The organism is Deinococcus roseus, from assembly GCF_014646895.1.
Taxonomy (GTDB): Bacteria; Deinococcota; Deinococci; order Deinococcales; family Deinococcaceae; genus Deinococcus_C; species Deinococcus_C roseus.
Window position 1 is genome coordinate 102,779 of record NZ_BMOD01000004.1, and the last position, 25,092, is coordinate 127,870.

At 56.4% G+C, this 25,092-nt stretch carries 23 protein-coding genes; 15 read left to right on the forward strand and 8 right to left on the reverse strand.

Features of this window, described 5'->3' with window-relative positions; genetic code table 11:
• The first annotated feature begins 5 nt into the window (after positions 1-5).
• The 5 genes from IEY52_RS07620 to cdd all read left to right on the forward strand — a co-directional run bounded on the left by IEY52_RS07620 (position 6) and on the right by cdd (position 2,660).
• Positions 6-245, forward strand: coding sequence for a hypothetical protein (locus tag IEY52_RS07620; RefSeq protein WP_189001985.1), 240 nt, complete (start codon positions 6-8; stop codon positions 243-245).
• Positions 245-1,285 carry a PhoH family protein gene (locus tag IEY52_RS07625; RefSeq protein WP_189001987.1) on the forward strand — a complete coding sequence of 347 codons (1,041 nt, stop codon included), beginning with the start codon at positions 245-247 and terminating at the stop codon, positions 1,283-1,285. Before IEY52_RS07620 ends, IEY52_RS07625 begins: the two co-directional genes overlap by 1 nt.
• An 87-nt stretch (positions 1,286-1,372) precedes the next feature.
• Positions 1,373-1,846: an rRNA maturation RNase YbeY gene (ybeY, locus tag IEY52_RS07630; RefSeq protein WP_189001990.1), complete on the forward strand. Its 474-nt coding sequence runs from the start codon at positions 1,373-1,375 to the stop codon at positions 1,844-1,846.
• Positions 1,847-1,872: 26 nt separating this feature from the next.
• Positions 1,873-2,271 carry a diacylglycerol kinase family protein gene (locus IEY52_RS07635; protein ID WP_189001992.1) on the forward strand — a complete coding sequence of 133 codons (399 nt, stop codon included), beginning with the start codon at positions 1,873-1,875 and terminating at the stop codon, positions 2,269-2,271.
• Positions 2,268-2,660, forward strand: a complete 393-nt coding sequence (cdd, locus tag IEY52_RS07640; RefSeq protein ID WP_189001994.1) for a cytidine deaminase — start codon at positions 2,268-2,270, stop codon at positions 2,658-2,660. Before IEY52_RS07635 ends, cdd begins: the two co-directional genes overlap by 4 nt.
• A 115-nt stretch (positions 2,661-2,775) precedes the next feature.
• Here cdd and IEY52_RS07645 read toward each other — a convergent pair whose 3' ends face one another.
• Both IEY52_RS07645 and cax read right to left on the reverse strand, forming a co-directional pair.
• The gene (locus tag IEY52_RS07645; RefSeq protein ID WP_189001995.1) at positions 2,776-4,374 is read right to left on the reverse strand and encodes a DUF3352 domain-containing protein; all 1,599 of its coding nucleotides are present in this window, start codon (positions 4,372-4,374) and stop codon (positions 2,776-2,778) included.
• A gap of 102 nt (positions 4,375-4,476) precedes the next feature.
• Positions 4,477-5,562: a calcium/proton exchanger gene (gene cax, locus IEY52_RS07650; RefSeq protein WP_189001998.1), complete on the reverse strand. Its 1,086-nt coding sequence runs from the start codon at positions 5,560-5,562 to the stop codon at positions 4,477-4,479.
• Positions 5,563-5,721: 159 nt separating this feature from the next.
• On the opposite strand from cax, the gene recG reads away from it, so the two are divergent.
• The 6 genes from recG to IEY52_RS07680 all read left to right on the forward strand — a co-directional run bounded on the left by recG (position 5,722) and on the right by IEY52_RS07680 (position 15,429).
• Complete coding sequence (gene recG / locus IEY52_RS07655) at positions 5,722-8,061, forward strand: ATP-dependent DNA helicase RecG (protein ID WP_189002000.1); 2,340 nt, start codon at positions 5,722-5,724, stop codon at positions 8,059-8,061.
• A 243-nt stretch (positions 8,062-8,304) separates the two neighbouring features.
• A complete protein-coding gene (locus tag IEY52_RS07660) occupies positions 8,305-10,017 on the forward strand; it encodes an HD domain-containing phosphohydrolase (protein ID WP_189002003.1) in 1,713 nt (570 codons plus the stop codon).
• 349 nt (positions 10,018-10,366) lie between these two features.
• Positions 10,367-13,333: an excinuclease ABC subunit UvrA gene (gene uvrA / locus IEY52_RS07665; RefSeq protein ID WP_229684678.1), complete on the forward strand. Its 2,967-nt coding sequence runs from the start codon at positions 10,367-10,369 to the stop codon at positions 13,331-13,333.
• The gene (locus tag IEY52_RS07670; protein ID WP_189002007.1) at positions 13,330-13,815 is read left to right on the forward strand and encodes a hypothetical protein; all 486 of its coding nucleotides are present in this window, start codon (positions 13,330-13,332) and stop codon (positions 13,813-13,815) included. The genes uvrA and IEY52_RS07670 overlap by 4 nt, the downstream gene beginning before the upstream one ends.
• 27 nt (positions 13,816-13,842) lie before the next feature.
• Positions 13,843-14,541, forward strand: coding sequence for a DsbA family protein (locus IEY52_RS07675; protein WP_189002009.1), 699 nt, complete (start codon positions 13,843-13,845; stop codon positions 14,539-14,541).
• 108 nt (positions 14,542-14,649) lie between these two features.
• The gene (locus IEY52_RS07680; RefSeq protein ID WP_229684679.1) at positions 14,650-15,429 is read left to right on the forward strand and encodes a disulfide oxidoreductase; all 780 of its coding nucleotides are present in this window, start codon (positions 14,650-14,652) and stop codon (positions 15,427-15,429) included.
• 24 nt (positions 15,430-15,453) lie between these two features.
• Here the strand turns inward: IEY52_RS07680 and IEY52_RS07685 are convergent, their stop codons facing one another.
• The 5 genes from IEY52_RS07685 to pyrR form a co-directional block, all read right to left on the reverse strand.
• Positions 15,454-16,023, reverse strand: a complete 570-nt coding sequence (locus tag IEY52_RS07685) for a GNAT family N-acetyltransferase (protein WP_189002011.1) — start codon at positions 16,021-16,023, stop codon at positions 15,454-15,456.
• An 87-nt stretch (positions 16,024-16,110) separates the two neighbouring features.
• On the reverse strand, positions 16,111-17,118 hold the full coding sequence (galE, locus tag IEY52_RS07690) for a UDP-glucose 4-epimerase GalE (protein ID WP_189002013.1): 1,008 nt from the start codon (positions 17,116-17,118) through the stop codon (positions 16,111-16,113).
• 131 nt (positions 17,119-17,249) lie between these two features.
• Positions 17,250-18,503 carry a dihydroorotase gene (locus tag IEY52_RS07695; RefSeq protein ID WP_189002015.1) on the reverse strand — a complete coding sequence of 418 codons (1,254 nt, stop codon included), beginning with the start codon at positions 18,501-18,503 and terminating at the stop codon, positions 17,250-17,252.
• Positions 18,504-18,666: 163 nt separating this feature from the next.
• Positions 18,667-19,590 (reverse strand): aspartate carbamoyltransferase catalytic subunit, encoded by a 924-nt coding sequence (locus IEY52_RS07700; protein WP_189002017.1) that lies wholly within the window; start codon positions 19,588-19,590, stop codon positions 18,667-18,669.
• Complete coding sequence (pyrR, locus tag IEY52_RS07705; RefSeq protein WP_189002019.1) at positions 19,575-20,114, reverse strand: bifunctional pyr operon transcriptional regulator/uracil phosphoribosyltransferase PyrR; 540 nt, start codon at positions 20,112-20,114, stop codon at positions 19,575-19,577. Before pyrR ends, IEY52_RS07700 begins: the two co-directional genes overlap by 16 nt.
• 449 nt (positions 20,115-20,563) lie before the next feature.
• Between pyrR and IEY52_RS07710 the strand changes: the two genes are divergently transcribed.
• Positions 20,564-21,097: a hypothetical protein gene (locus IEY52_RS07710; RefSeq protein ID WP_189002021.1), complete on the forward strand. Its 534-nt coding sequence runs from the start codon at positions 20,564-20,566 to the stop codon at positions 21,095-21,097.
• A 150-nt stretch (positions 21,098-21,247) separates the two neighbouring features.
• Positions 21,248-21,919, forward strand: coding sequence for a M48 family metallopeptidase (locus tag IEY52_RS07715; RefSeq protein ID WP_189002024.1), 672 nt, complete (start codon positions 21,248-21,250; stop codon positions 21,917-21,919).
• Between the two features lie 70 nt (positions 21,920-21,989).
• On the opposite strand, the gene IEY52_RS07720 is transcribed toward IEY52_RS07715, so the two are convergent.
• Positions 21,990-22,139 (reverse strand): hypothetical protein, encoded by a 150-nt coding sequence (locus tag IEY52_RS07720; protein ID WP_189002026.1) that lies wholly within the window; start codon positions 22,137-22,139, stop codon positions 21,990-21,992.
• 145 nt (positions 22,140-22,284) lie between these two features.
• On the opposite strand from IEY52_RS07720, the gene pstS reads away from it, so the two are divergent.
• The gene (gene pstS, locus IEY52_RS07725; RefSeq protein ID WP_189002028.1) at positions 22,285-23,313 is read left to right on the forward strand and encodes a phosphate ABC transporter substrate-binding protein PstS; all 1,029 of its coding nucleotides are present in this window, start codon (positions 22,285-22,287) and stop codon (positions 23,311-23,313) included.
• An 86-nt stretch (positions 23,314-23,399) separates the two neighbouring features.
• A complete protein-coding gene (gene ade / locus IEY52_RS07730; RefSeq protein WP_189002030.1) occupies positions 23,400-25,025 on the forward strand; it encodes an adenine deaminase in 1,626 nt (541 codons plus the stop codon).
• The last annotated feature ends 67 nt before the right edge of the window (positions 25,026-25,092 follow it).

A 25,092-nucleotide genomic window follows, 5' to 3' on the forward strand; every position in this document is an offset into this window, starting at 1 on the left:
AACGCATGATGGACTGGCAGACAACCCGAAAACCCCAGGTCTTTTTGGCCTTGTTTCGGATTGTGCTTCTGGTCCTGACCCGCGACAGTTTCACCCTGTCAGACAGGCAGCAGGGTGATTCCGTTGCAGGAAGAGGGCGTTTGAGCTGCACCAAGGCATTTTCCGGTAAGCCAATTCTTGTAATGGCGCTCATGCATGATGCTGACGCGCTCCTTCGTCCTGTGTTGCAGAATAAAGGCGGCTAATGTTGAAAGAAACCGTATCACAAGGCACCATCAGGCTGAAGAACCAGCAAGAAGCCATCCAGCTGTTTGGTGAGAACGACAAGACCCTCAAGCGGATCCGCGCCATGAGCGCAGCCAAGATCATCGCCAGAGGGGACACCATCACCATCAGCGGCGAAGCCGAGCAGGTTCAGCAAACCGAGAACTTCATCCGCGATCTCCTTGCCATCATCCGTCAGGGGGGTCAGATTGAAGACACCCTGGAACGCGCGAACGAACTGTCCGGTCAAGGCAAAAGTCTGTCGCAGGAAACCACCGTTTCCGGCGACCTGGTGCTTCCCAACAAACTCCGCCCCAAAACCGCGAACCAGACCCGTTATCTGGAAGCCATCAACCAGAATGACATTGTGTTCGGGATCGGTCCCGCCGGGACAGGCAAAACCTACCTGGCTGTGGCCATGGCTGTCGCCGCCTTAAAAGCCAGAAAAATCAAACGCATCATCCTGACCCGTCCTGCGGTGGAAGCTGGCGAACGCCTGGGCTTCCTTCCCGGAGACCTGCAGGCCAAAATTGACCCGTACCTGCGCCCCCTTTATGACGCGCTGTACGACATGCTGGACCAGGACCGTTTCGAGAGCTACCTGCAAAGTGGCGTGATCGAGGTGGCTCCTCTCGCGTTCATGCGCGGAAGAACTTTGAACGATGCTTTCATCATCCTGGACGAGGCCCAGAACACCACGCCAGAGCAGATGAAGATGTTCCTGACCCGCATGGGTTTCTCCAGCAAAGTGGTGGTGACCGGGGACGTGACCCAGGTGGATTTGCCCCGCAACGTCAAGAGCGGTCTGTCGGTGGCCAGAAAAACCCTGGAGAACATCGAGGGCATCCAGTTCCACCATTTCACCGAATCGGATGTGGTGCGCCACCCCCTGGTGGGCAAGATTGTGCGCGCTTACGAATCTGCAGAGGAAGAAGCGCTGGCCCTTAAAGAGCAGCGTCAGGCCGAGCGTGAGGCCCAAAATGCTTCCAGCCCTGCACCTGATGTGAATGACACCAACTGATCCCTGATCTGTGGATTTGAAGCAGGAGTGCCCCATGGCGCTCCTGTTTTTATTCATCCTCACCTGAAAATCGGTTATTTTAAGGGCGTGATTGAGCTGGTGACAAATCAGGAACCCCCAAAAGGACTGAAAAGCAAGGTGCGTCAGGCCGCAAAAGCCGTGATGCAGCACTACAACATCGGACGCAAAAGCATCACCCTGGTGCTGACCGGAGATGAAGAAATCCGTGCCCTCAAAAAAGAGCACTGGGGCGAGGACCAGGCCACCGATGTGCTGACCTTCCCCACCTGGCATCCAGACGACCCCTTCATGCCACCCCATCTGGGAGACATCTTGGTGAGTCTGGACACTGCAGCAAAGCAGGCAGAGGCCAGAGGTCACTCCCTGGCCCGTGAGGTGGCTTTGCTGGTCTCCCACGGCCTCACCCACATCATGGGTTACGACCACCCCCACAGCGAAGATTTTGGCTTCGATGAAACCACCAGCGACCCAGAGTGGCAGCCTTTCATTCAGGCTTCCCGAATTGCATATGATGTGATGGACCAGCCCGCAACCCGTTGAAAATCCAGGTGACCCCAGGGAAAAACATGTCCAGCGAAGATTATTCGTTCAAGCGCCTGCACTTCAAAAAACACCCCCACACGCAACTGGACGCTTTCCGGTTTGCCTACGAGGGAATTGTGTATTGCATTCGCACCCAGCGCAATTTTCGGATTGAGCTGGTGCTGGCTGCAGTGGCCCTGGGGGTCAGCATCTGGCTGAGAACGGGCGTGGCCACCATTGTGGCCTGCATTGTCAGCGTGCTGGTGCTGGAAATGATCAACACGGCCATCGAAGCCACCGTGGATTTGTTCACTGACGAATACCACCCCCTGGCCCGCATTGCCAAGGATGTGGCTGCAGGGGCAGTGCTGGTGGCCTCTCTGGGCGCTGCATTGATTGGTGCCATCACCCTGCTCCCCCCCTTACTGGAGAAACTGAAATGATGGATCCCGTCCTGGCCGAACAGGCCAAAATCGCTTTCAAACAGGCTTACGCTCCCTTTTCCCGCTTCCATGTGGGTGCTGCTGTCAGAACCCCTTCAGGCAAAGTTTTCTTCGGGGCCAATGTGGAAAACAGCAGCTATGGTCTGGCCCGCTGCGCCGAACAGAGCGCCGTGCAAACCATGGTCAGCAACGGAGAGCGTGAATTCACTGAAGTGGTGGTCTACTCCGAAGCCACCCCTCCAGCTTCCCCCTGCGGAGCCTGCCGCCAGATCCTCTTTGAATTCTCCCCAGAAGCAAAGGTGTACTGCTTCAACCATCTGGGAGACGTCATTGAGGGCACCGTGAAGGACTTCCTGCCGCACGGGTTCAGGTTGAATCCAGAGCGATAAGTTCTACCAGGATTTCTGGGTGTTGTCTGGGAGGGCTGGTGGGTGAGATCCCCCTGCTGAAATGGAAAGTCCCCCTTGAAGGGGGACAGCTTTGAGCTTGCGAAAAGCAAGGGGCTCACTTCCAGTTGATGAACTGCACGCTCTTGGTGATCATTTTACCGTTCAGGAACTGGGTGTAACCCTGTGAACCACCGGTGCGTTTCTGCAGGTTGTCGGTGACCGTGACCAGGGCATTGATCAGTTTCTCCTGGTCTTTGGGTTTCATTTCGCTGGCTGCGGAGGCCAGGGCCAGTTCCATGGTGCTGCGCAGGGATTCTTTGCTCTGCACAGGGGCTTTGTTGCTGAACTCAATGGCCTGCACGCCTCTGGGGTAGGTGGCATTTTTGAATGCAGCACTGTCACTGAGGCGCATGCCCGTGGCCAGCAGGGCGCGGATGTCGGCATCACTGAAGGCCAGCAGCATGAAGTTGCCCTTGAAGGTGTAGTACACACTGAAATCCTGGTCTTTCAGCAAGGTCACTTTGCTGCCGTTGATGGTGAGGTCCTGGGGGTCGATGGGGGTTTCGCTGTTCTGGGTGAGCTGGGCCAGCAGGCCCTGCATGCCCACAGCAGCAGCATCAGCACTCTGCACTTCAAGAACCAGAGCGGTTCCAGTCAGGGAATCCAGGGGATCCGGGTTGCTGAGCTTGATGTTGGAGGCGCTGGGGAGGGTCACCACAGCGACTTCCTTGCCCAGCCAGCTTCCGTATTGACTGAGGTTCAGTTCTGGGATAGCGTCTGCTGGGATGGAGGGATCATCGCTGTTGCCCACTTTTTTCAGCCATCCATCGAAGTATTTGGCGTAACCGGGCAGATCTGCAGCACTGTCGCTGAAAGACAACACATTGGCTGGCACCACGGTGGCGGCATTCAGGCTGGCTTTGTTGTAGGTGAGCAGGCTGTAGAGGGCTTTGTCTTTGGTGTTTTTGTTGGGGAAGAACACGGTGGTGCTCTCCACGCCTTTGGCCGTGATGCTGGTGCCCATTCCCAGTTGCCCCAGGGTTTTCACAGCTTCAGCGAGGCTGTTCATCAGGGGATCGGTGCCCAGGAACGCTTTGAGCGCATCTGCAGCACCAGAGAAATTCACGAAGCCTTTGAAGTTGCTGTTCTGCACATTGGCCATCACGCCTTTGTAACTGGCACTGGCAGACAGGCTGGTGCCTGTTCCTCCACCCAGTTTGCGCAGGAAAGCGCGCAGGGTGGTGGCATCACTGGAGAGGTAAACGGTGTTGCTCTGGAAGCCGTAAGCAGAGTCGGTGCTCTGGTAGAAGCTGTATTTGCCTTCTTTGAGGGTGCTGACTTTGCCTGCTTTGCGGTCTGAGGCCAGGGCACTGTCGAGCAGCTTTTTGGCCACCGTCCCTGCAGTGGTGGTGGTTGCGAAAAGCACGCTGGGTTGAAAGGTTTTCTTGTTCAGGTGAACACTGAGGACCCCTTCGGTTCCAAGGAATTCCAGCACGTCTTTTTCGCTTTTCAGGGCTGTGGCATTTGAAGCACCCACAGCGTCCTGAATGGCTTTGATCAGCACGGGTCTGAAGGCTCCCATGCGGCTGAGTGCGCCTTTGAGATCCTTGACTTCCAGGGTGACAAGGGCGTCATCTGGAACATACTGGGCAAGAGGTGCAGCAAAAGTGGTTCCGAGCACGAGTGCGGCACTGGTGAGCAGTAGCTTTTTCATACCTTCAATCTTACGAGACCGAAAATGAAAAGGTTCCTGATGTTCACAGAAAAATCCCCGGAGCAGCAAGCCTGCTCCGGGGAGGTCTTGAAAGGGTGCGCTTCAGTGGACCGCAGCAGCCGAAACCGTGGGGAAGTAAAAGAAAGCAAAAGCCAGCAGCACATAAACGCCCAGCAGCATCAGGCCTTCCAGCCAGTTGGATTCCCCATCTCTGGCAATGGAGTTGGCAATCACAATGCCTGCTGCAACTGCAATCAATTCCAGCGGGTTGTGCATCACCAGGTCCATTTTCTGGCCCACGGTGAGTCCCAGAAGCACCAGAAGGGGGGCCACCAGCAAGGCCACCTGAATGGTGGAACCCACCGCAATGGTGACGGCCAGATCCATCTTGTTTTTCAGGGCGAACATCACGGCACTGGCGTGTTCTGCAGCGTTGCCGATGATGGGAATCAGAATGATCCCCACAAAGAATTCGCTGAGGCCCAGGGCGTGGGAGGCTTCTTCCAGGCTGCCCACCAGAAACTCGGACATGAAACCCACTGCCACGGTGCTGGCCAGCAGCACACCCACAGCCATGGGAACGCTCCAGGTGGCAGCTTCGTGCTCTTCGTCATCGTGTGGAGAGAGCATGTCTTTGTGGGTGACCAGACTGAAGTACACATTGCCCAGGTAAATCAGGATCAGCACGATGGCCGCAGCCACACTGACTTTGAAGTCCAGGTCTGCAGGCTGGGCCACGTGGGCAAAATTCACCGAGGCCAGATCAAACACTGCAGGGATCAGAAGCCCAATCACCGAGAGGGTCAAAAGGGAGGTGAGGATGCCTGCATTTTTCTGGTTAAACACCTGGGTTTTGTGTTTGAGTCCGCCCAGAAACACAGCCAGTCCCAGCACCAGCAGGATGTTGCCCAGAATGGAACCCGTGATGCTGGCTTTCACCACATCGAGTTTTCCGGCCTTGAGGGCAAAGAAGGCAATGATCAGCTCGGTGGCATTGCCGAAGGTGGCGTTGAGCAGGCCGCCCACAGCACTTCCTGCACGGATGGCGAGTTCTTCGGTGGCCCGGCCCATCAGGCCAGCGAGGGGCAGAATGGCCAGCATGCTGGCCACGAAAATCCAGACGGCATTGCCCTGGGAAAATTCCAGGTACACCGCAATGGGAATGAAGATGAGAAGCCAATTCAGCATGACAGTAGCTTAGCAGATGCCCCCCATGGCTTGCGGTGCTGATTTCATCTGAAATTCATAAAAGATTAAGGTCCTCTCCGGGAAATCCAGCTTGCTGCAAAGCCTGCAGCCCCATTTTCTTCACAATTACGCCCTGTGCGTAATGTAAACTGTGAAACAGTGGCTACGCTTCAAGAATTGCAAGACAAATTGAGAAAACCGCTGGAACGTGAACTGCTGATGGGCTGCCAGAACCGGGTGGTGGCAGGTGGCTTGGAAAAACTGCTGGACAACCTGGGAAAACCCTTCCCAAAAGTCCGGGAGGTGCTCAGACATTATGAAACCCTCACGCCAGAAGACCGGGAACCCAGACTCCGTCAGGCGCTGGAAATGCTGACCTCCTCTGCCAAACCTGCTGTGCCCCCTGCGCAGCCTGTCAGCAAGTTCACAAAAGAACCCGAAATCGTCACCTCCAGGAACTGGCAGGAAGACACGCTTGTCGAAAAAATTGACCTCAGCACCCAGTCCATCAAGAAATTGCATGCCCTGGGCCTCAGGAGCCTCAGGGACGTGCTGCACAATTATCCCAGAAGGCACGAGGACCGCCGTGCCCTGCCCAACCTCTATGACATTGAGGACGGCCAGAAAATCACCGTGGATGGGGTGATCACCGGCAAAAACCGCCGCACCCCCAAACCCGGCATGCTGATTCTGGAAGCCGTGGTGCAGAATGCCTGGGGGCACAAAGTCAAATGCATCTGGTTTCAGCAACCCTGGATCGAGCGCAGCCTTAAGGTGGGGGCGCACATCATCGTGACCGGGCGGGCCAAGAAATTTGGTCGCCAGATCCAGGTCAATGTGGAGTACATGGAGGAGGATTCAGAGTCCAGCCTCTCCACGGGCCGCATTGTGGGGGTGTATGACATCAAAGAAGGCATCTCCCAGGCCTTCATGCGCAAAACCGCCCACGACATCCTGACCCACACCCCGGTCAACGATTACCTGAGCAGCCGCATTCTGCAGGAACACCAGATGATCAATTTGCCTGATGCCCTGAACGGCATCCACTTTCCACGGGATGAGGTTCATCTGGCCAGAGCCACCGACAGGTTGCGCTTTGATGAATACCTGTTTCTGGAACTTCGGATGCTCCTGCAAGGCGGAGAAAATTCCCTGCTGGGCAAACGTTTTGCCGCAAAAAGAGAAGACATTGACACTTTTGAGGGTTCCCTCCCCTTCCGGTTCACCCATGCCCAGCGCAGGGTGATTCAGGAACTGGCCTCAGACATGCGCAGCGAGAAGCAGATGGCAAGGCTGGTGCAGGGGGATGTGGGATCCGGGAAAACCGCAGTGGCGGCCTGTGCCCTTTATCTTGCGGCCAGAGACCAGTTCCAGGGGGCTTTGATGGCTCCAACGGAAATTCTGGCCAAGCAGCATTATGCCAACCTCACCAAATATTTGTTCCCACTGGGGGTGCGCTGTTGCCTCCTGATCGGGGCCATGACCGCCAAAGAAAAAAGGGAAAACCTGCAGCGCATTGCTACAGGAGAAGTGGACGTGGTGGTGGGCACCCAGGCCCTGATTCAGGAGGCCGTGCAGTTCAACAACCTGGGCATCGCGGTGATTGACGAGGAGCACCGTTTCGGGGTGGCCCAGCGCCGTGCCCTCCTCAAAGACCGTCCAGACGTGATCGTGATGAGTGCAACCCCGATTCCCAGATCGCTGGCCCTGACCCTGTACGGAGATCTGGAGCTGTCCATCATCGATGAATTGCCCCCCGGACGCACCCCCATTTCCACCAAACTCTTGCAGGACAGCAGCCGTCTGCAGGCTTACAGCTTTGTGATGCAGCAGATCCGGGAAGGCAGGCAGGCTTACGCCGTGACCAGCCTGATTGAGGAATCCGAAACCCTGACCGAGCTGCTGGCGGCCACCCAGCTTGCAGACAACCTCAAAGAAATCCTGCCAGAAGCCCGCATTGATTTGCTGCACGGCAAGATGAACGCCCAGGAAAAAGAAGACATCATGGACCGTTTCAGGCGGCATGAATTTGATCTGCTGGTCTCCACCACCGTGATTGAAGTGGGGGTGGATGTGCCCAACTCTACAGTGATGGTCATTGAAAATGCCGAGCGCTTCGGTCTGGCCCAGCTTCACCAGTTGCGGGGCCGGGTGGGTCGGGGAAGCAACAAGAGTTACTGCATTCTGGTGGCCGGAGACACCAGCCAGAAAACCCGCCGCCGCCTGAAAGTCATTGAGGACACCACCGATGGTTTCAAGATCGCAGAAGCAGACCTGAAAATCCGGGGACCGGGAGAATTGCGGGGCACCCGTCAGAGCGGGATTCCAGATTTGCAACTGGGAGACCTCACCAGCGATGCGGACATCATCGAGCAGGCCCGCAATCTGGCCAAGCAGATCCTGCAGGCCGATCCTGGCCTGGAAAAAGCCCAGCATGGCCGACTCAGGCAGGAATTGCGTTCCAGAAGTGCCCATGTGGCCATCCGTGAGGTGATTTAATGAGAAATAGGAGGGTCTGCCATCTAGACAGGTTTGGCAAGGAACCCATGAAGCAGGAACCTCGCTGCTTGCTGTTGCGTAAGGTGTTCTGGCAAGTTTCTCACCGCATCCCTTAGAACATTTGGCTTATTTCATGTACCTTCAGCTCTGTCTTTCAGTGACCATCATCACAGAAAGACAGACACAGGGTATGATGTTCGCAAGCTGCCCACCAGCTTGATGTCTCTGCAAAGGTCTCCTCACATGGATCACAATTCTGCTGCTGCTTCACGCCTGTCCGGTTCTGCGTTCACCCAACAAAACCAGATTGAGCACCTCCTCAGGGAATCCCGGGGATTGCTGGAAAAACACCCTGCCCAGTCGCTGTCTTTCGCACAGCAAGCCTTCCAGCTGGCAGAACAGACCCAGCTGCTGCTGCCTGAAACCCTGGCCCACCTGTCAGACAGCTACCGGGGCATCGGGCAATTTCAGAACAGCCTGGACACCGCCAAACGTGCTTTGCCCCTGATGTCCAAAAACCACCCGGAATACCCCCGCCTGCTGATGAGCCTGGGGGCTTCTGCCACCTTCCTGAGCCTGCACTCCGAAGGCATGTCCTATTTGCTGCAGAGCCTGGAACTGGCCCAGGCCCGGGAAGACCGCCTGCTGGAATTCCGTGTCCTGAACGGCATCGGAGCCAATTACGTGGACATCGGGGAACTGGAATCCGGGGCAGAGCATTTCCGCAAAGCCCTGCAGGTGGCCGCCAGCACCCATGAAGTCTCGCTGGACTCGGTGAGCATGCTCAATTACAACCTTTCTGTGACCCTGAGCATGCAGGGCAAGACCCAGGAAGCCCTGGAGCCTGCAGATCTGGCCATCGACCTTGCCCGCAAAACAGGCAGCGCCAAACGCATGGCCGCAGGACTGTTGCAACGCGGGTTTTTGTTGATCGACATGCATCAAATTGCCGAAGCAGAAAGCGCATTGCTGGAAGCCCTGAAAATCAGCAGTGACATTGAGGACCCCATCACCCAGCAAAGCTGTTATCTGGGCCTGGGGAAAGTCAAAATTCAATATGGCCTGCTGCCTGAAGCGGTTCCTCTGCTGGAAGCCGCCATTGACCCCAAATACCAGACACACTACGAAACCCAGCGGGCCTACAGCGAACTGGTGGCTGTGCACAAAACCCTGGGTCAGTTTGAAGCCGCTTTAAGCAGGTACGAGGAGAGCATCAAACTGGACCGGGAACTGACCCGCAAACAGACCGATGACCGTTTCCAGGAACTGGAAGTCAAATACCGCACCGAACTGGCCCTGAAAGAAAAATCCCAGGCCGAAAAAGAACGGGAATGGCTGAAAGGCCGCAACCAGATGCTCAAAGACCTGGTGCAACAGCGCACCGAGGCTTTAGAGCGCAGCCAGCTGGAAATGCTGGAAGCCCTCACCACGGCAGGGGAGCACCGGGACGGAGAAACCGCCCAGCACACCGAACGGGTCGGGGAAATCAGCAAAAAAGTGGCGCTGAAACTGGGCATGTCCGAAGTGCTGGCTGAACGGGTGCGTGTGGCCTCAAGGCTGCACGATGTGGGGAAAATCGCCATTCCAGATGACATCCTGCTCAAACCTGGCAAACTCACCGAAGACGAATACCAGCAGATGAAACAGCACACCCTGATCGGGGCACAGATCCTTTCCAAGAGTTCTTCCATCATGATCCGACTGGCCTGCCAGATTGCCCTCAGCCACCACGAGCGCTGGGACGGAACAGGGTACCCAAATGGTCTTTTTGGAGAGCACATCCCCATCGAGGCCCGCATTGTGGCCATTGCAGATGTCTTTGATGCCCTCACCAATGTGCGTCCCTACAAACGGGCCTGGTCCAGAGAAGAGGCCCTGCGGGAAATCCAGCGTGCTGCAGGAACCCAGTTTGATCCCTGGGTGGTGCGGGCGTTTCTGGATGTGGTGGATCAATAAGGGCACAGCAGGCGCAAGGCGTTTCTGGTTGCTGAATTGCAATGCCCCATTGCCGAGGGCCGAGCGCCAAGGGCCAAAGACACCAGCAAGTTTGAGCAATCAAAAATCCCATCAAGCAGAAGCACAAAGCTTCTGCTTTTTGATCTACCAAGAGCCAAAACGGCATCAGAACGGAAAGCCAAAGCTTTCTTGCTCTCGGCTCTCGGCCCTCGGCAAATCATTGCCCCGTACCCCCCTCCATACGCCACTGCACTTAAGCCAAATCCCACAATCAGATGTTAGAATAGCGAAATGGCATTTGGCCGTTCTGCTTTCAGCGTAGATGGGGCAGGCAAAAGGAGTGGCAGCAGTGCACAACATCATTGTTAAAGGCGCCAGAGAGCACAACCTGAAAAACATCACCGTGGAGCTTCCACGCAACAAATTCATCGTGATCACCGGGGTTTCGGGCAGCGGGAAAAGCACACTGGCTTTTGACACCATCTATGCAGAAGGCCAGCGGCGTTATGTGGAGAGCCTGTCGGCTTACGCCCGGCAATTCCTGGGACTGATGGAAAAACCCGATGTGGATTCCATTGAGGGCCTCTCTCCTGCCATCTCGATTGACCAGAAAACCACCTCCCACAACCCCAGATCCACGGTGGGCACCGTCACAGAGATTCATGACTACCTGCGTCTGATGTACGCAAGGGTGGGCACCCCTTACTGCCCCATCTGTGGTCGCAAAATTGAGCGCCAGAGCGCCAGTGAGATCACCGAGAAACTGGTGCTGGTGCACCAGGAGCGCCGGGCCATGCTGCTGGCCCCGATTGTGCGTGGCCGCAAAGGCGAGTACCGCAAGATGCTGGGAGACCTCAAGCGCGAAGGCTTTGCCCGTGCCCGCGTGGACGGCACCATCTACGATCTGGACGAGGCCGAAAAACTCAAGCTGGAAAAATTTGAGAAGCACGACATCGATGTGGTGGTGGACCGCCTGGTCCTCAAAGAAGACGACCGGGGCCGCATTGCAGAAAGTGTAGAGTTGGGTCTGCGAAGAGGCGAAGGTTTGCTCAGGGTGCTTTTCCCCGACACCAACGAGGAAGAACTGTTCAGCGAGAAGTTTGCCTGTGTGGAGCACGGCAGCGTGCTGGAAGAGATGGAACCCCGTTCTTTCTCCTTCAACAGTCCTTATGGGGCCTGTGGGGATTGCACCGGTCTGGGCACCAAACTGGAGTTCTCTCCTGGTCTGGTGGTGCCCGATGAGTACCTGTCCATTGCCGAAGGGGCCATTGCCCCCTGGAGCAAGAAAGGCACCGGTGGAGGGGTTTACTACTGGGAAAAGCTGCGCATGCTGGCCGAGCACCTGAAGTTCGACCTGAAAACCCCCTGGAAAGACCTCTCCGAAGAGGTCAAGAAGGCTGTGCTTTATGGCGTGCCAGATTCATTTGAGGTGATCCTCAGACGGGCAGGCAAAGAAACCATGAAGTTCAACACCGACTTTGAAGGGGTGATTCCCAACCTGGAGCGCCGTTACAAGGAATCGGATTCCGAATACATCCGCCAGAAGATGGAAGAACTGATGGAACTCAACGTCTGCCCCACCTGTGGCGGCACCCGTTACAAACCAGAGATCCTGGCGGTTCGGGTGGGCGGTCTGAACATTGCACAGGCCAGCAACCTCAGCGTGCTGGAAGCCCAGCACTTCTTCCGCAAAATGGGCGAGGGCACACTGCTGGACGAGGATGTCCTTCCACACACCCAGACGGGCCTGGGGGGCAGCGCCAAAGTTGTGCCTGCAGTGAATCCCCACTACAACCTGGGAGGCTTTGAGGCACAGGTGGCTCCGCCCATCATCCGGGCCGTCCTGACTCGACTGTCGTTTCTGGTGGATGTTGGGCTGGATTACCTGTCCCTGGACCGCAGTGCCAACACCCTCTCTGGTGGAGAAGCCCAGCGCATCCGTCTGGCCACCCAGGTGGGTTCGGGTCTGACGGGAGTGCTGTACGTGCTGGACGAACCTTCCATCGGTCTGCACCCCAAGGACAACCAGCGCTTGATCCGCACCCTCAAGAACCTGCGGGACCTGGGAAACACCTTGCTGGTCGTGGAGCACGACGAGGAAACCATGATGGAGTCCGACCACATCGTGGACATGGGACCCGGAGCCGGGGTGCACGGGGGCATGGTGGTTTCTGAGGGAACCCCGGCAGACATCATGAAAGACCAGAACAGCCTGACCGGCAAATACCTGCGGGGTGACCTCAAAATCGAGATGCCCGAAAACCGGCGTCTGGGCAATGGCAAGAAACTGCGCATCAGAAACGCCCGTGAACACAACCTCAGGAACGTCACCATCGAGATTCCTCTGGGCACCATGACTGTGATCACCGGGCCGTCTGGTTCGGGAAAGAGCACCCTGATTCACGACATCCTGCATGCCACCCTGGCCCGCGACCTCAACCGCGCCAAGACCAACCCTGGAAAATTTGATGGCATTGACGGCATGGAACACCTTGATAAAGTCATCGAGATTGACCAGAGCCCCATCGGACGCACCCCCAGGTCCAACCCCGCCACCTACACCGGGGTGTTCACCGATGTGCGCGATCTGTTCACCCGCACCACTGAAGCCAGAAGGCGTGGTTATGAAGCCGGGCGTTTCAGCTTCAACGTGAAGGGGGGCCGCTGCGAAGCCTGCAAAGGGGACGGGGTGGTCAAGATCGAGATGAACTTCCTCCCGGACATCTATGTGCCCTGCGAGGTGTGCAAAGGTGCACGCTACAACCGCGAAACCCTGGAAGTGAAGTACCAGGGCAAGAGCATTGCAGACGTGCTGGACATGACCGTGGAAGCTGCCTGTGGGTTTTTTCAGAACATCCCCAACATCCAGAAGAAAATGCAGGTGCTGCTGGACGTGGGTCTGGGCTACATGAAGATTGGTCAGCCCTCCACCACGCTTTCTGGTGGGGAGGCACAGCGCATCAAACTGGCCACCGAACTGTCCAAACGGGCCACTGGTCGCACCATTTACATTCTGGACGAGCCCACCACCGGACTGCACTTTGAAGACACCCGCAAACTGATGCTGGTGCTGGAACGCCTGGTGGAAGCAGGGAACTCTCTGGTGATCATCGAGCACAACCTGGACGTGATCAAGAGCGCCGACTGGATCATTGACCTGGGTCCAGAAGGGGGGATCCGTGGCGGTGAAGTGGTGGGCATTGGCACCCCCGAGCAACTGGCCGTGCACCCCACCAGTCACACCGGAGCTTACCTGAAACGCATCCCGGACCTTCAGAAACGCCTGAAGAAAGCCGCAGGCAAGGTCAAAGCATGAGCGAAACCGCCCGTGCATGGCTGTTCGGTTTGCTGGGCTGGTCTGCCATGGGTCTGGTGGCTTATGCCCCCCTCCCCTGGGAAATGAAACTGGCGTTCTGGGTGGTGGTCCTCAATGTCACCGATGACTTTGGGGGCCGCTGGTTCGGTTACATAGGGATTCTGCTGGGGGCACTGGGCTTTTTCAATCCCACCGAATCCTGGTGGACCACCTACCCCCTGATGTTCTTTGTGCTGTGGGCCTTCCTGCTGCTGAAACACACCCTGCATGTGTATGGGGTGGTGATTGGCATGCTGGGGGTCCTGGGATTGTTTGCAGCCCTCAAAATTGCCGTTCCTTTGCTGGATCCCTCACTCAGGTTGCTGACCAGCAACACCTTCATCCTGCCTGTGCTGGTGGCCTTTCTGATTGCCAGCATTGTGCATGTGTGGGTGTTTTTCAGCTCAAACAGGACAAACGGCCTCAAGACGACACAGGCTTAAACTTGTTATATTGTTGCAGAGGTCATCATGTCTAAAAAATCACAAAATTTTGAGCGTCTGGAGCGTGAGCAGCGCCAGGCCCAGATGCGCATCATCATGAGCATTGCAGGGTTGATCCTGGTGGTTGTCCTGCTGGCCGTGATCAACAGCATCCGCAGCAGTGCTCCCAAAACCCTGGACCTGACCGGTCAGCCCACCATTGGCAATCTGGACGCCAGGGTCACCGTCATTGCCTTTGAGGACTTCAAGTGTCCCATCTGCAAGCAGTTCGATGGCAGCATCTTCAACACCATTGAAGAGAAGTACATCAAGACTGGGAAGATCAAATATGGTTTCCGCAACTACATGGTGATTTCTCCCAATGCAGACAGCAAAACGGCTGCCATTGCAGGTGAGTGCGTCTACAACCAGAACAAAGATTTGTTTTTCCCTTTCTCGCACCTGATGTACCGTGCCCAGGGCGATGAGAGCACCACCTGGGCCACCAAAGAGCGCATCCTGGAAGTGGCAGCTTACATCCCAGACATCAACAAAGACGAACTGGGCAAGTGCATTGACAGCAACACCTACGAAAAAGAAGTCCTGAATGACCAGTCGGTGGGCAGCAATGCTGGCGTGAACGGCACCCCTTCTCTCTTTGTGAACGGGATCAAAGTGACCAACCCACTGGATGAAACCACCATGCTCAAGGCCATTGATGATGCTCTGGCCAAAGCCGGTCAGTAAACCTGCTGCCTGAATTCCAGGATCCAGAGGAACTGCCTGCAAAGGTGGTTCCTTTTTTCAGAAGCCGAATTCAGCAACAGCTGCATTCAGAACCAAAAAGGAGTTTTCATGGGCATTGCGAACCGACTTTACTTCTCATGGCTGCTGGTGGTTTTGCTGCTCCTGATCACCACTTTCATGCCAGAAACCAGCAGTTACCTGTTCAAGCCCCTGCAGGCCAAATGGTTGTGGTTGCAGGTGGTGTGTCTGGGCTTTCAGGCCCTCACCCTGGGCATTGCTGCCTTTCAGAACTGGGGCTGGGTGCTGCGGTACAACCTTCCTCTGACCCTGATTGGGCTGATTCTGGCCGCGATCAACCTGATCAATGGTCTTTCGCCCAATGTGTTTGGTGTGCCTGCAGCCGGACTGTTTCTGGTGGGTTTTGTGGTTCTGGCGGTCCTTCAGCTGCCTGCCACCGAAACGCCAGAGCGAAAAAACACCTCTCCTCTGCTGGGCCTTGCCAGTCTGACCGCAGTGGTGGCCACACTGGGCAGCCTGTATTTCAGTGAGGTCAAACACTTCATTCCCTGCACCCTCTGCTGGTACCAGCGCGTGCTGATGTATCCTCTGGCGTTCCTGCTCCCTGCAGGTTTGCTGGGCAAAAACCCCAGAGTGCAAACCCTGGCCCTGCCTTTAAGCATTCTGGGCATGGTGGTGGCCACCTACCACGTGATGGAAGAGAAAATTCCGGGATTCAGTCCCATCAAGGTGTGTGCCCCCGACAACCCCTGCACCACCCCCTGGATCAATTATTACGGCTGGATCACCATTCCGGTGCTGAGCCTGACTGCATTTACCATCATCATGGTGTGTGTGGTGATCGCAAACAGACAAACCAGAAAAGCCTGAATCTCTTGAAAAACAGGACCCTGTTCAGCTTGCAGGGTCCTGTTTTTGTTGCCACTCCTCCTCCAGCACTGCGTAATGCACTTCATCTCCCCACTGGCCTTTGAAGATTTCGCTGTGCACGAAATGGGCTTCCTGACGCAGACCCAGACGCTCCAGCAGGTTTCTGGAACCGTGGTTGCGGGCATCGGTGCGGGCATAAACGCGGTGGATGGGGAGCTGCTGAAAAGCGTACTCCAGCACAGCTTTCACGGCTTCTCTGGCATACCCTTTGCCCTGAGATGCTGTACCAAACACATAACCGATTTCGGCCTGCTGGTGTTTTTCGCTGTGACAAATCAGGACCACCTCCCCCAGCAGCACACCTGTGTCTTTTGCAATGACAGCCCAGGCCAGGCTTTTGCCTTCTTCCCAGCTGCTCTGCTCCAGTTTGCGCCGCAGGGCAGCTTCGGTTTCTTCCAGGGTGCGGGTGTCCCAGTACAGGTAGCGCACCACTTCAGGATCAGCGTGAATCTGGTAAAGGGTCGGCAGATCATTCATCTCAAAAGCCCGCAAATGCAAACGCTCTGTTGAAAGCTCAGGGAAACTTGGAGGCATGGGTGCATTATTTCCCTGTGAAGGAACTGGGGCATCTGCCAAATGACATAAAAAAGCCCCCCGAAGGGAGCATAAAAGAACCAGAGGTCAGAACGAAAGGCCCAGAAAGGTCTTGCGCTTCTCGAACCACTGCAGGGCCAGTTCGATGGCGGTTTCCAGGGAGCTTTCAGGGTACCAGCCCAGTTCGGTGTTGGCACGGTGCGGGTTGGGGTAGGCTCCGGCCACATCACCGGATCTGGGAGGGGCCAGTTGTTTTTTGATGGGGTGTCCGATGACGTTTTCGAAAGCCTGCACCAGTTCAAAAACGGTGGTTCCGTTGCCGGTGCCCAGGTTGTACACCCGGTACTTCTCGGTGGTGCATTCGCTGAACACCCGGTCAAATTCCAGCACGGCCCGGATGTGGGCTTTGGCCAGGTCCCACACATGTATGTAGTCGCGGATGCCTGAGCCGTCACGGGTGGGCCAGTCGGTTCCGGTGATAAAGAAGGTTTCTCCGAGGGTGTGGGCCTCAATGATCTTGTCCAGGGCGTGGGAAACCCGTTCCAGTTGCTGTCCAGAGCGCAGTTTGGGATCAGCACCAATGGGGTTGAAATAACGCAGGGTGATGGCCCGGAAGTCGTAAGCACGGGCGAAGTCTTCCAGGGCCAGTTCCATGCACAGTTTGGTGCGTGAGTAAGGGCTGCTGGGCTTCAGGGGAGAAGATTCGTCCACAGAGAAGCCTTCCACTGCATCGTAAAGGGAGGCGGTGGAACTGAAAATCACCCGGTTGCAGCCCACCTGCATGAGGGCATCGAAAAGGTCCAGGGATTTCTGCACGTTGGCCCGGTAGTATCCCAGGGGGTTCTCGGTGGATTCTGGCACCAGGATCAGGGCCGCACAGTGGATGGTGGCGTAGATGTCAGGGTGCTCTGCAAAGATGCGTTTGATCAGGTCCTGATCTGCAATGTCTCCCTGGTAGAAAATGCGGTCATGCACAAACTCTGAGCGTCCACGAATCAGGGAATCCAGAATGATGGGGGTGTGCCCCTGATCGAGCAATGCAGAACTGATGGTGCTGCCAATGTAACCTGCGCCTCCGGTGATCAATACTTTCATTTCTTTCACTTCCTTCGTTTCTTGCTCAGATTATACATGAAGTCGGGTTGCAAGAGAAAGGGGCAAAGCCAGACAAATGCAAAAAAACATGAAAAAACGGGAGCATGGCTCCCGTTAAAGGTTGAATAAACTCAGCCCTGGAAAGCCACTTTGCCAGCCACCAGCGTGAGCACAGGCCAGCCATACAGTTCTTCTCCAGCCCAGGGGCTGAATTTTGCCTTGCTCTTGAAGGCTTTCGGATCCACGGCTTTCGCATTGTCCAGATCCAGCAGCACCACGTCGGCCACGGCACCCTCTTCCAGGGTGGGCACTTCCCAGGCCATGACTTTCGCACAACCAGCCGTGAAAAGGTCAAGCAGTTTCTCCAGGGACAGTTTGCCGGTTTTCACCAGATGGGTGTACATCAGGGGGAAAGCCACTTCAATGCTGGGGATGCCAAAGGGGGCTTCCAGCAGGTCTTTCTCTTTTTCAGCCTGGGTGTGGGGGGCATGGTCGGTGGCGAGGCAATCCACAGTGCCATCCAGCAGACCAGCCAGAAGCAGTTCGGCATCCGTCTGGGTGCGCAGAGGGGGTGCAACTTTATACAGGGCATCGAAGGAACGCAAAGCTTCATCGGTGAGGGTCAGGTGATGGGGGCACACCTCACAGGTGACAGGAGCCCCGGCTTTCTTGCCCTGGCGCACGATTTCCAGCGCACGGCCTGTGGAGAGGTGCTGGATGTGCAGTCTGGCTCCGGTCAGAAGGGCGATTTCCACATCACGGGCCACCCGTGCAGCCTCTGCAGCTGCAGGGTTTCCGGGCAGGCCCAGTTCATGGGACACCACACCTTCATTCATCACGCCGTCCTGGCGCAGGGTGGCATCTTCCGCATGCACGCTGACCAGCAAGCCCAGACCACTGGCGTATTCCATGCCACGACGCAGCACATTGGCGTTCTCGTTGGTGCGTCCATCATCGGTGAACATGACAGCCCCAGCATCTTTGAGGGCAGACAGATCTGCCAGGGTCTCCCCTTTCTGGCCTCTGGTGAGGGCAGCAGAGGGCTTCAGACGGGCAAAACCCAGCTTCTCGGCCTTCTGGATCAGGGAAGCCACAATGGCTGGATCGTCCACCACAGGACTGGTGTTGGGCATGCTCACCACGGTACCGTAACCCCCTGCAGCCGCAGCAGCCAGACCTGAAGCCAGATCTTCTTTCTGCTCCTGTCCGGGTTCCCGCAGGTGGGCGTGAAGTTCGATCAGGGCAGGAGCCACAGTGGCCCCTTTGCCGTCGATGGTGTCAGTGGCGGTTTCGCTGAGGTTCCAGCCTTTGATTTTGCCCTCTTCAATGAACAGGCTTTCCAAAGTGTCACTGCCAGCACGTTTGATGTTTTTGATTTCCAGCATTGAATCTCCTGAACCTTTCCTGTCCGGAAAGGCAAACAAAATGAAACGGGTGCGGTGAGGTCAAACCCTCTCCTGTCAGGAGAGGACCGAGCGAGGCTCGCGGTGAGGTCAAACCCTCTCTGTCAGGAGAGGACCGAGCGAGGCTCGCGGTGAGGGTGTGAGGTCACTTTTTACCCACCAGCAGGTGGTACAGCACACTCATGCGGATGGCCTGACCGTACTCCACCTGGGCAATGATGCGGCTTCTGGCACTGTCAGCAAGGCTACCAGAAATTTCCAGATCGCGGTTCATGGGGCCAGGGTGCAGCACGATGGCATGGTCTTTTGCCCGTTCCAGCAGCTTTTCATTGACCTGGTAGGTGAGGGCATATTCACTCATGCTGGGCAGGAAACCGCCGTTCATGCGTTCCTGCTGCAGGCGCAGGGACATCACCACATCGGCATCTTTGACCGCAGCTTGCAGATCGGTGGTGACTTTGACCCGACCTTTTGCCAGCTCTTTTGGCAGCAGGGTGGCGGGACCGCAAAGGGTCACATCGGCACCCAGCAAATCCAGCAGTTCAGCATTGCTGCGGGCCACCCGGGAGTGCAGAATGTCTCCAACGATGGTGACTTTCAAGCCCTCAATGCGGCCAAACTCTTTGAGCATGGTGTAGGCGTCCAGCAAAGCCTGGGTGGGGTGGGCCCGGCGGCCATCTCCGGCATTGATGGTGGACTTGCCGCTGAATTTTGCCACCTGATGGGCTGCTCCAGAAGCATGGTGGCGCACGATGAAAGCGTCCACTTTGTAGGCATTCAGGGTCTCGATGGTGTCGCGCAGGGATTCCCCTTTGGAAAGGCTGCTGGCTCCGGCTGCGAAGGTCAGCACATCGGCACTCATGCGTCTGGCTGCCAGTTCAAAACTGGTGCGGGTGCGGGTGGAGTTCTCGAAGAACGCCGTACACACGGTGATGCCCTGCAGGGCGGGCACTTTCTTGACCGGGCGTTCCAGCACTTCTTTCATGACATCTGCGGTGTCCAGAATGCCTTGCAGGGCCTCCACGCTCCAGCCCTGAAAATCCAGCAGGTGTTTTACTCCAGTTCCCATAATTCCACCACGTCCTCACCGTCGGTTTCGGCAAGTTTGACTTTCACGACCTCGGTTTTGCTGGTCGGCAGGTTTTTTCCCACGTAATCGGCCCGGATGGGCAGTTCACGGTGTCCACGGTCCACCATCACGGCAAGCTGGATGCTCTTGGGTCGGCCCAGATCGGTGAGGGCGTCCAGGGCAGCCCGGATGGTGCGTCCCGTGAAGAGCACATCGTCCAGCAAGACAATCTTCTTGGTGCCGATGTCAAAGTTGATTTCGGTGCGGCGGATGATGGGCTGGCGGCTGATTTCAGACAGGTCATCCCGGTACAGGGTGATGTCCAGCTTTCCGGTGGGCACCTGAATGCCTTCCAGCTCAGCAATTTTCTGGGCCAGCTGTTCTGCCAGGGGAATGCCCCGGGTGTGAATGCCCACCAGGGCCAGGTCTGCTGCCCCTTTGTTGCGCTCCAGGATTTCATGGGCGATGCGGGTCATGGCGCGTTTCATCTCGTGGGCATCCAGAATCTGGGCTTTATGGTGCATTCTGTCCTCCGCGGGCAGTGGGGTGGTCACAAAAAAACGCGCCTGAGCTGAAAGCCCGGCGTGGTCTTGGGGGTGTGTTCACATTGTCCTCCTTTTCGCCTCTCGGGACGATGGCAGCCTCACGGGACTGCATTAAAGGTCAACACAGGATAACACGCCTCGTTTGCCCTGAGAAGGGGCAGATTTGACACATCTGCACAGCCTCTGGCAAAAGGATTTTTATGCAAATTCATGGATGGTTTTGCCTTGGAGTACACCTGAAAAAAACCTTCATTGTCGAACTTTTTCAAAAACTGCAAAATGTCCCTTGACAGAGCTTTGTAAGAACTGAACTTTTAGGATACATTTGTACAATCCTGAGGTGAAAGACCTATACAAATGGGTCCACTGTCCTGCATTTCATCATCCATGCCTCATGTAGATCAAACGCATCAATCTATAGGGGGGATATGTTCTTCAGCCGAAAAGCTGCATCACCAAATGGCCCATTGCCTGCACACTTCCTTCCCAGGAATTCCCGCCTGCACGATGTGCTCTTCAACCTGCCCGACAACTGGCAGGTCAGAGAGAACCTGCAGATCGGGCACGTTCCTGGGTGCACCGTGCTGGTGTCCGAAGTGGGCATCTTTGTGCTCTACCCACAAGACGTTTCAGGCGTGATCCTGCACAACCCCCGCTCCCTGATCGTCTCCGAGCAGAACCTCAACCCACAGTTGCAGATGGCCCAGCAAAGCGGCCAGATGCTTTCCAGAATGCTGAAAGAACGGGTGCACACCGTGATGCTGTTCAAGCAACTGGTGGAACCCGAAGAACTCAAAGCCAGGGCCCTCTCTCCCAACGTCACCCGGGAATGGGAAGTGGAAAACGTCAAGGTGGTCACCTGGGAAAGCCTCAGGGCCTACATCCTGACCTACACCCGCAAACTCTACACCCCGGAAGAAGTGGTGGCCCTCAGCCGCAAAATCAAAGACATGTCCAGTTGACCTGAATGTCCAATCCTGGCGCAACAGACAATCAAAGGGCAGGGGCAATCATCCCTGCTTTTTTGATGAAGAAACAGACAACGTCCTGCACGTTTTCCCGCCCTAAACAGCCTCACTTTTCAGGGCGTGGTGTGGGGGTACAATGGCAGCATGACCCGGGCCATCTTGTTGCAGGGACAGCAGGTTCCCTACATCCTCAAACGTTCAACCCGCAAAACCATTGGCCTGAGGGTGGCCAGTGGTCAACTGGAAGTCTCGGTGCCCCGTGCCCTCACCCTGAAGTTTGTTGAGCAGATCCTGCAGGAACGCCAGGACTGGATCTTGCAAAAAGTGCAGGAAACCCGCTCTGTCCTCTGGGAATTGAAGGATGGTCTGCAAGGTCACATCGCAGGATCACCTGTCACCTTCCTGATTCAGGATGTGCCAAAAATCAGCTTGCTGGATCAGCAGATTTTGATTCCCCAGGACACTCCCAGAGAAGCCCTGAAGGCTTTCCTGATCCAAAAGGGACCTGAACTGGTGGCTTCACGGGTTCAGCACTGGGCAGAAAAAATCCAGGTGCAGCCCGTCAAAGTGCGCATCACCCGTGCACAGCGTCGCTGGGGCAGCATGAATGCACGGGGCATTCTGGCCCTTTCGGTGGGTACCCTCCTGCTGGAGCCAGATCTGCTGGATTATGTGCTGGTGCACGAACTCTGCCATCTGCACCACCTCAACCACAGCGCAGAATACTGGACCTGCGTGGAACGCTTCCTGCCCGATTTTGAAGACCGGCACCAGCGGGTTAAACATCAGGGTGGGGTGCTGACCGGATTGTTTTGAACCCTCAGGAAACCAAAAAAAGAAGTCTGGATTTCCCAGACTTCTTCTGTTTTACAGCATCAGACAGCAATCAGTGGTGGCCGTGTCCGTGGCTGTGGGTGTGGTCGGTGTCGGTTTCGGCACGGTCGCCGGCCTGCAAGGCACGCACCAATCCGAGGGTTCCAAGGTAGCCGCCAAGCAGCACGCCAATGATGGTGATGATCACTTCCCAGGTACTCATAATCTTTGTTTACTCTAGCACGTCCGGGACTTTTGGCCGTGAGCTGTCCCTGAACGGGTTCTTGGGGGGTTGTTGATCTAGACAGCAGCTGCAATTCAGGTGGGAGGGACATGCAACACAGGAAGGCTGCTTTACAATCATCTGGATGAAAAGGCTCTACCTCACCAGTGTCATGCTTCTGTCGGTGGCCCAGGCGGTCTCCCTGCAGGGTGCAGGCGCTTCTTTCCCCTATCCCCTTTACAGCAAGTATTTTGCTGAATACAAGAAACTGAAAAACATCGAGGTCAATTACCAGAGCATTGGTTCTGGCGGCGGTCAGCGGCAGATCCTGGAACAGACTGTGGATTTCGGGGCTTCAGATCAGCCCATGAATGACAAAGACCTCAAAAAAGCCCTGCCTGGCAACACATTGCTGCACATCCCCACGGCTCTGGGTGCGGTGGTGGTGACTTACAATGTGCCGGGCCTGAAAACCCGCCTGAAGTTTGATGGGGCTTTGCTGGCCAGAGTGTTCATGGGAGAAATCCGATTGTGGAACGATCCGGGCATCCTCAAATTGAATGCCGGGGTCAAGTTGCCCCCCTTGCCCATCTCGGTGGCCCGCAGGGCAGACAGCAGTGGAACCACTTTCGTGTTCACCGATTACCTCTCCAAGATCAGCCCACTCTTTCAGCAGAAGGTGGGGCGTTCCCAGGAACCCAACTGGGGCAACCAGACCATTGGGGCCAAAGGAAACGATGGCGTCACTGCTGTGGTCAAGCAGACACCAGGGGCCATCGGGTACGTGGAGTTGCTTTATGCAGAGCAGAACCACCTGTCTTACGCCCTGATCGAGAACAAAGCGGGACGGTTCATCGATGCTTCGTCCAGAAGCGTTGCTGCAGCCGCGAACGGCATCAAACTTCCTGCGGATGCCCGGATCAGCATCACCAACACCTCCAGCAAAACCGGGTACCCGATCAGTGCTTACACTTATCTGCTGGTGTTTCAGGACCAGTCTTACAACCGCAGAACCTTGCAGACCGCCACAGCCCTGAAAAACATGCTGGACTGGGTGATCACAGGTGCCCAGAAGTACAACGAGCCCCTGGGGTATGCCCGCCTTCCTGCAGAGGCCCAGAAACTGGCGAAAAAAATTGTATCCAGCATGAAATTTGCCGGGAAACCGCTGTAAAAACCCCTGCCAGCAAAACTTCACCCTCTTCCCAATCTGTCTAAACATCTGCATAATGGGACAAATCTGCTGAAGGGGGTGGAGTCATGATTGAATCCATCAGGGCCGCACTGGGACAGGAAAAAGTCGATCTTTTGATTCGCAATGCCCGCATGGTCAGCGTGCTCACCCGGGAAATCCTGGAGGTGGAGGTGGCTGTGCACCAGGGCCGCTTTGTGGGCTTTGGTGGAAAGTACCAGGCCCATGAAATTCTGGATGCCCAGGGGGCTTACCTGGCTCCGGGGTTCATTGATGGTCATGTGCACATCGAATCCAGCATGCTGGCCCCGGCCAGTTTTGCGGCTGCAGTTCTGCCCAGAGGCACCACCACCGTGATTGCCGAGCCCCATGAAATTGTGAACGTGCTGGGCCTCAGAGGTCAGAGCTGGATGCTGGAAGCGGGCAGAAGCTCCGGGATGCGGGTGTATGTCAGCACCCCTTCCTGCGTTCCTGCCAGTGCATTCGAGGCAGGCTGCACCCATCTGGATGCAAAGGACATCTCCCAGGCCCTCTCTGAACCCGGTTCTCTGGGTCTGGCAGAAATGATGAACTATCCGGGGGTGCTCAGCGGCGATGCAGGCGTCTGGTCGGTACTGGAAGCCGCCAGAGGCAAACGCATCGATGGGCATGCTGCAGGTCTGTCGGGACAGACGCTGCAAGCTTATGCCAGTGCAGGCATCCACTCTGACCATGAGGCCGTGACCCCGGATCAGGCCTGGGACCGCCTGAGGGCTGGAATGTGGCTGATGGTGCGGGAAGGCAGCGCAGCACGCAATCTGCAGGATTTGCTCCCGGTCCTGAAAAAAGAACCCCGTCGGGCCATGTGCGTCACCGACGATGTGGATGTCAAGGAACTGCTGGCCCTGGGCCATCTGGACCGGGTGCTCAGGATTGCAGTGCAGGGCGGCCTGGACCCCATTTATGCCCTCAGTCTGGTGACTTCTAACCCTGCAGAGTACTGGGGCCTGCACGATCTGGGGGCCATTGCTCCGGGTTATCATGCAGATTTCGTGCTGCTGGAAGACCTGCAGGACTTCCGGGTGCTGCAGACTTATGTGGGAGGCAAACCCGCCCAGGCTGGAAGGCACACCCCTGAACTGATTGGAGGGGGCGTGAAGCTGGGCACAGGTTGGTCAGAAGCCCATTTTGAGGTGCCTGCCAGCCATCCGGTGATTGGCGTCCTGCCGACCCAGATTGAAACCCGCAAGAAAGATCAGGGCAGCAGCGATGGGGTCAAACTGGTGTCCATTGAGCGTCATCTTGAGGGCCTGCAATACGCCAGCGCCCTGACCCATGGCATGGGTCTGCAGCATGGGGCTTTTGGTTGCACCATCCAGCACGATGCCCACAACCTGATGGTGGCAGGCACCAACGATGCAGACATCCGGCTGTGTGCCCAGGTGATCGAGCAGATGCAGGGCGGAGTGGCGGTGGTTGCGGATGGTGAGGTGCGGGCCACCTTGCCCCTTCCCATCGGTGGTTTGATGAGCAGTGAGCCACCAGAGGTGGTGGCTGCCCTGCAAGATGAGATTGAGCAGGCGGTGCATCAACTGGGCTGTCCTCTGCCCCACCCGATCATGACCCTGGCTTTTCTGGGCCTCAGTGTGATTCCTGCTTTAAAACTGACCCCTCTGGGCCTCTTTGATGTGGAAAGCTTCGAGCTGATCCAGTAGACTGGAGAAATCGAACTCTGGTTTGGATTATTCGAAAAATAGTACGAATCAGAGTCTGCTGGAGGCA

Coding starts and splice junctions, on each gene's coding strand:
- IEY52_RS07620 (WP_189001985.1), top strand. CDS start 6: ATGATGGACTGGCAGACAACCCGAAAACCCCAGGTCTTTTTGGCCTTG.
- IEY52_RS07625 (WP_189001987.1), top strand. CDS start 245: ATGTTGAAAGAAACCGTATCACAAGGCACCATCAGGCTGAAGAACCAG.
- IEY52_RS07635 (WP_189001992.1), top strand. CDS start 1,873: ATGTCCAGCGAAGATTATTCGTTCAAGCGCCTGCACTTCAAAAAACAC.
- cdd (WP_189001994.1), top strand. CDS start 2,268: ATGATGGATCCCGTCCTGGCCGAACAGGCCAAAATCGCTTTCAAACAG.
- IEY52_RS07645 (WP_189001995.1), bottom strand. CDS start 4,374: ATGAAAAAGCTACTGCTCACCAGTGCCGCACTCGTGCTCGGAACCACT.
- cax (WP_189001998.1), bottom strand. CDS start 5,562: ATGCTGAATTGGCTTCTCATCTTCATTCCCATTGCGGTGTACCTGGAA.
- IEY52_RS07660 (WP_189002003.1), top strand. CDS start 8,305: ATGGATCACAATTCTGCTGCTGCTTCACGCCTGTCCGGTTCTGCGTTC.
- IEY52_RS07670 (WP_189002007.1), top strand. CDS start 13,330: ATGAGCGAAACCGCCCGTGCATGGCTGTTCGGTTTGCTGGGCTGGTCT.
- IEY52_RS07675 (WP_189002009.1), top strand. CDS start 13,843: ATGTCTAAAAAATCACAAAATTTTGAGCGTCTGGAGCGTGAGCAGCGC.
- IEY52_RS07680 (WP_229684679.1), top strand. CDS start 14,650: ATGGGCATTGCGAACCGACTTTACTTCTCATGGCTGCTGGTGGTTTTG.
- IEY52_RS07685 (WP_189002011.1), bottom strand. CDS start 16,023: ATGCCTCCAAGTTTCCCTGAGCTTTCAACAGAGCGTTTGCATTTGCGG.
- galE (WP_189002013.1), bottom strand. CDS start 17,118: ATGAAAGTATTGATCACCGGAGGCGCAGGTTACATTGGCAGCACCATC.
- IEY52_RS07695 (WP_189002015.1), bottom strand. CDS start 18,503: ATGCTGGAAATCAAAAACATCAAACGTGCTGGCAGTGACACTTTGGAA.
- IEY52_RS07700 (WP_189002017.1), bottom strand. CDS start 19,590: ATGGGAACTGGAGTAAAACACCTGCTGGATTTTCAGGGCTGGAGCGTG.
- pyrR (WP_189002019.1), bottom strand. CDS start 20,114: ATGCACCATAAAGCCCAGATTCTGGATGCCCACGAGATGAAACGCGCC.
- IEY52_RS07710 (WP_189002021.1), top strand. CDS start 20,564: ATGTTCTTCAGCCGAAAAGCTGCATCACCAAATGGCCCATTGCCTGCA.
- IEY52_RS07715 (WP_189002024.1), top strand. CDS start 21,248: ATGACCCGGGCCATCTTGTTGCAGGGACAGCAGGTTCCCTACATCCTC.
- IEY52_RS07720 (WP_189002026.1), bottom strand. CDS start 22,139: ATGAGTACCTGGGAAGTGATCATCACCATCATTGGCGTGCTGCTTGGC.
- pstS (WP_189002028.1), top strand. CDS start 22,285: ATGAAAAGGCTCTACCTCACCAGTGTCATGCTTCTGTCGGTGGCCCAG.
- ade (WP_189002030.1), top strand. CDS start 23,400: ATGATTGAATCCATCAGGGCCGCACTGGGACAGGAAAAAGTCGATCTT.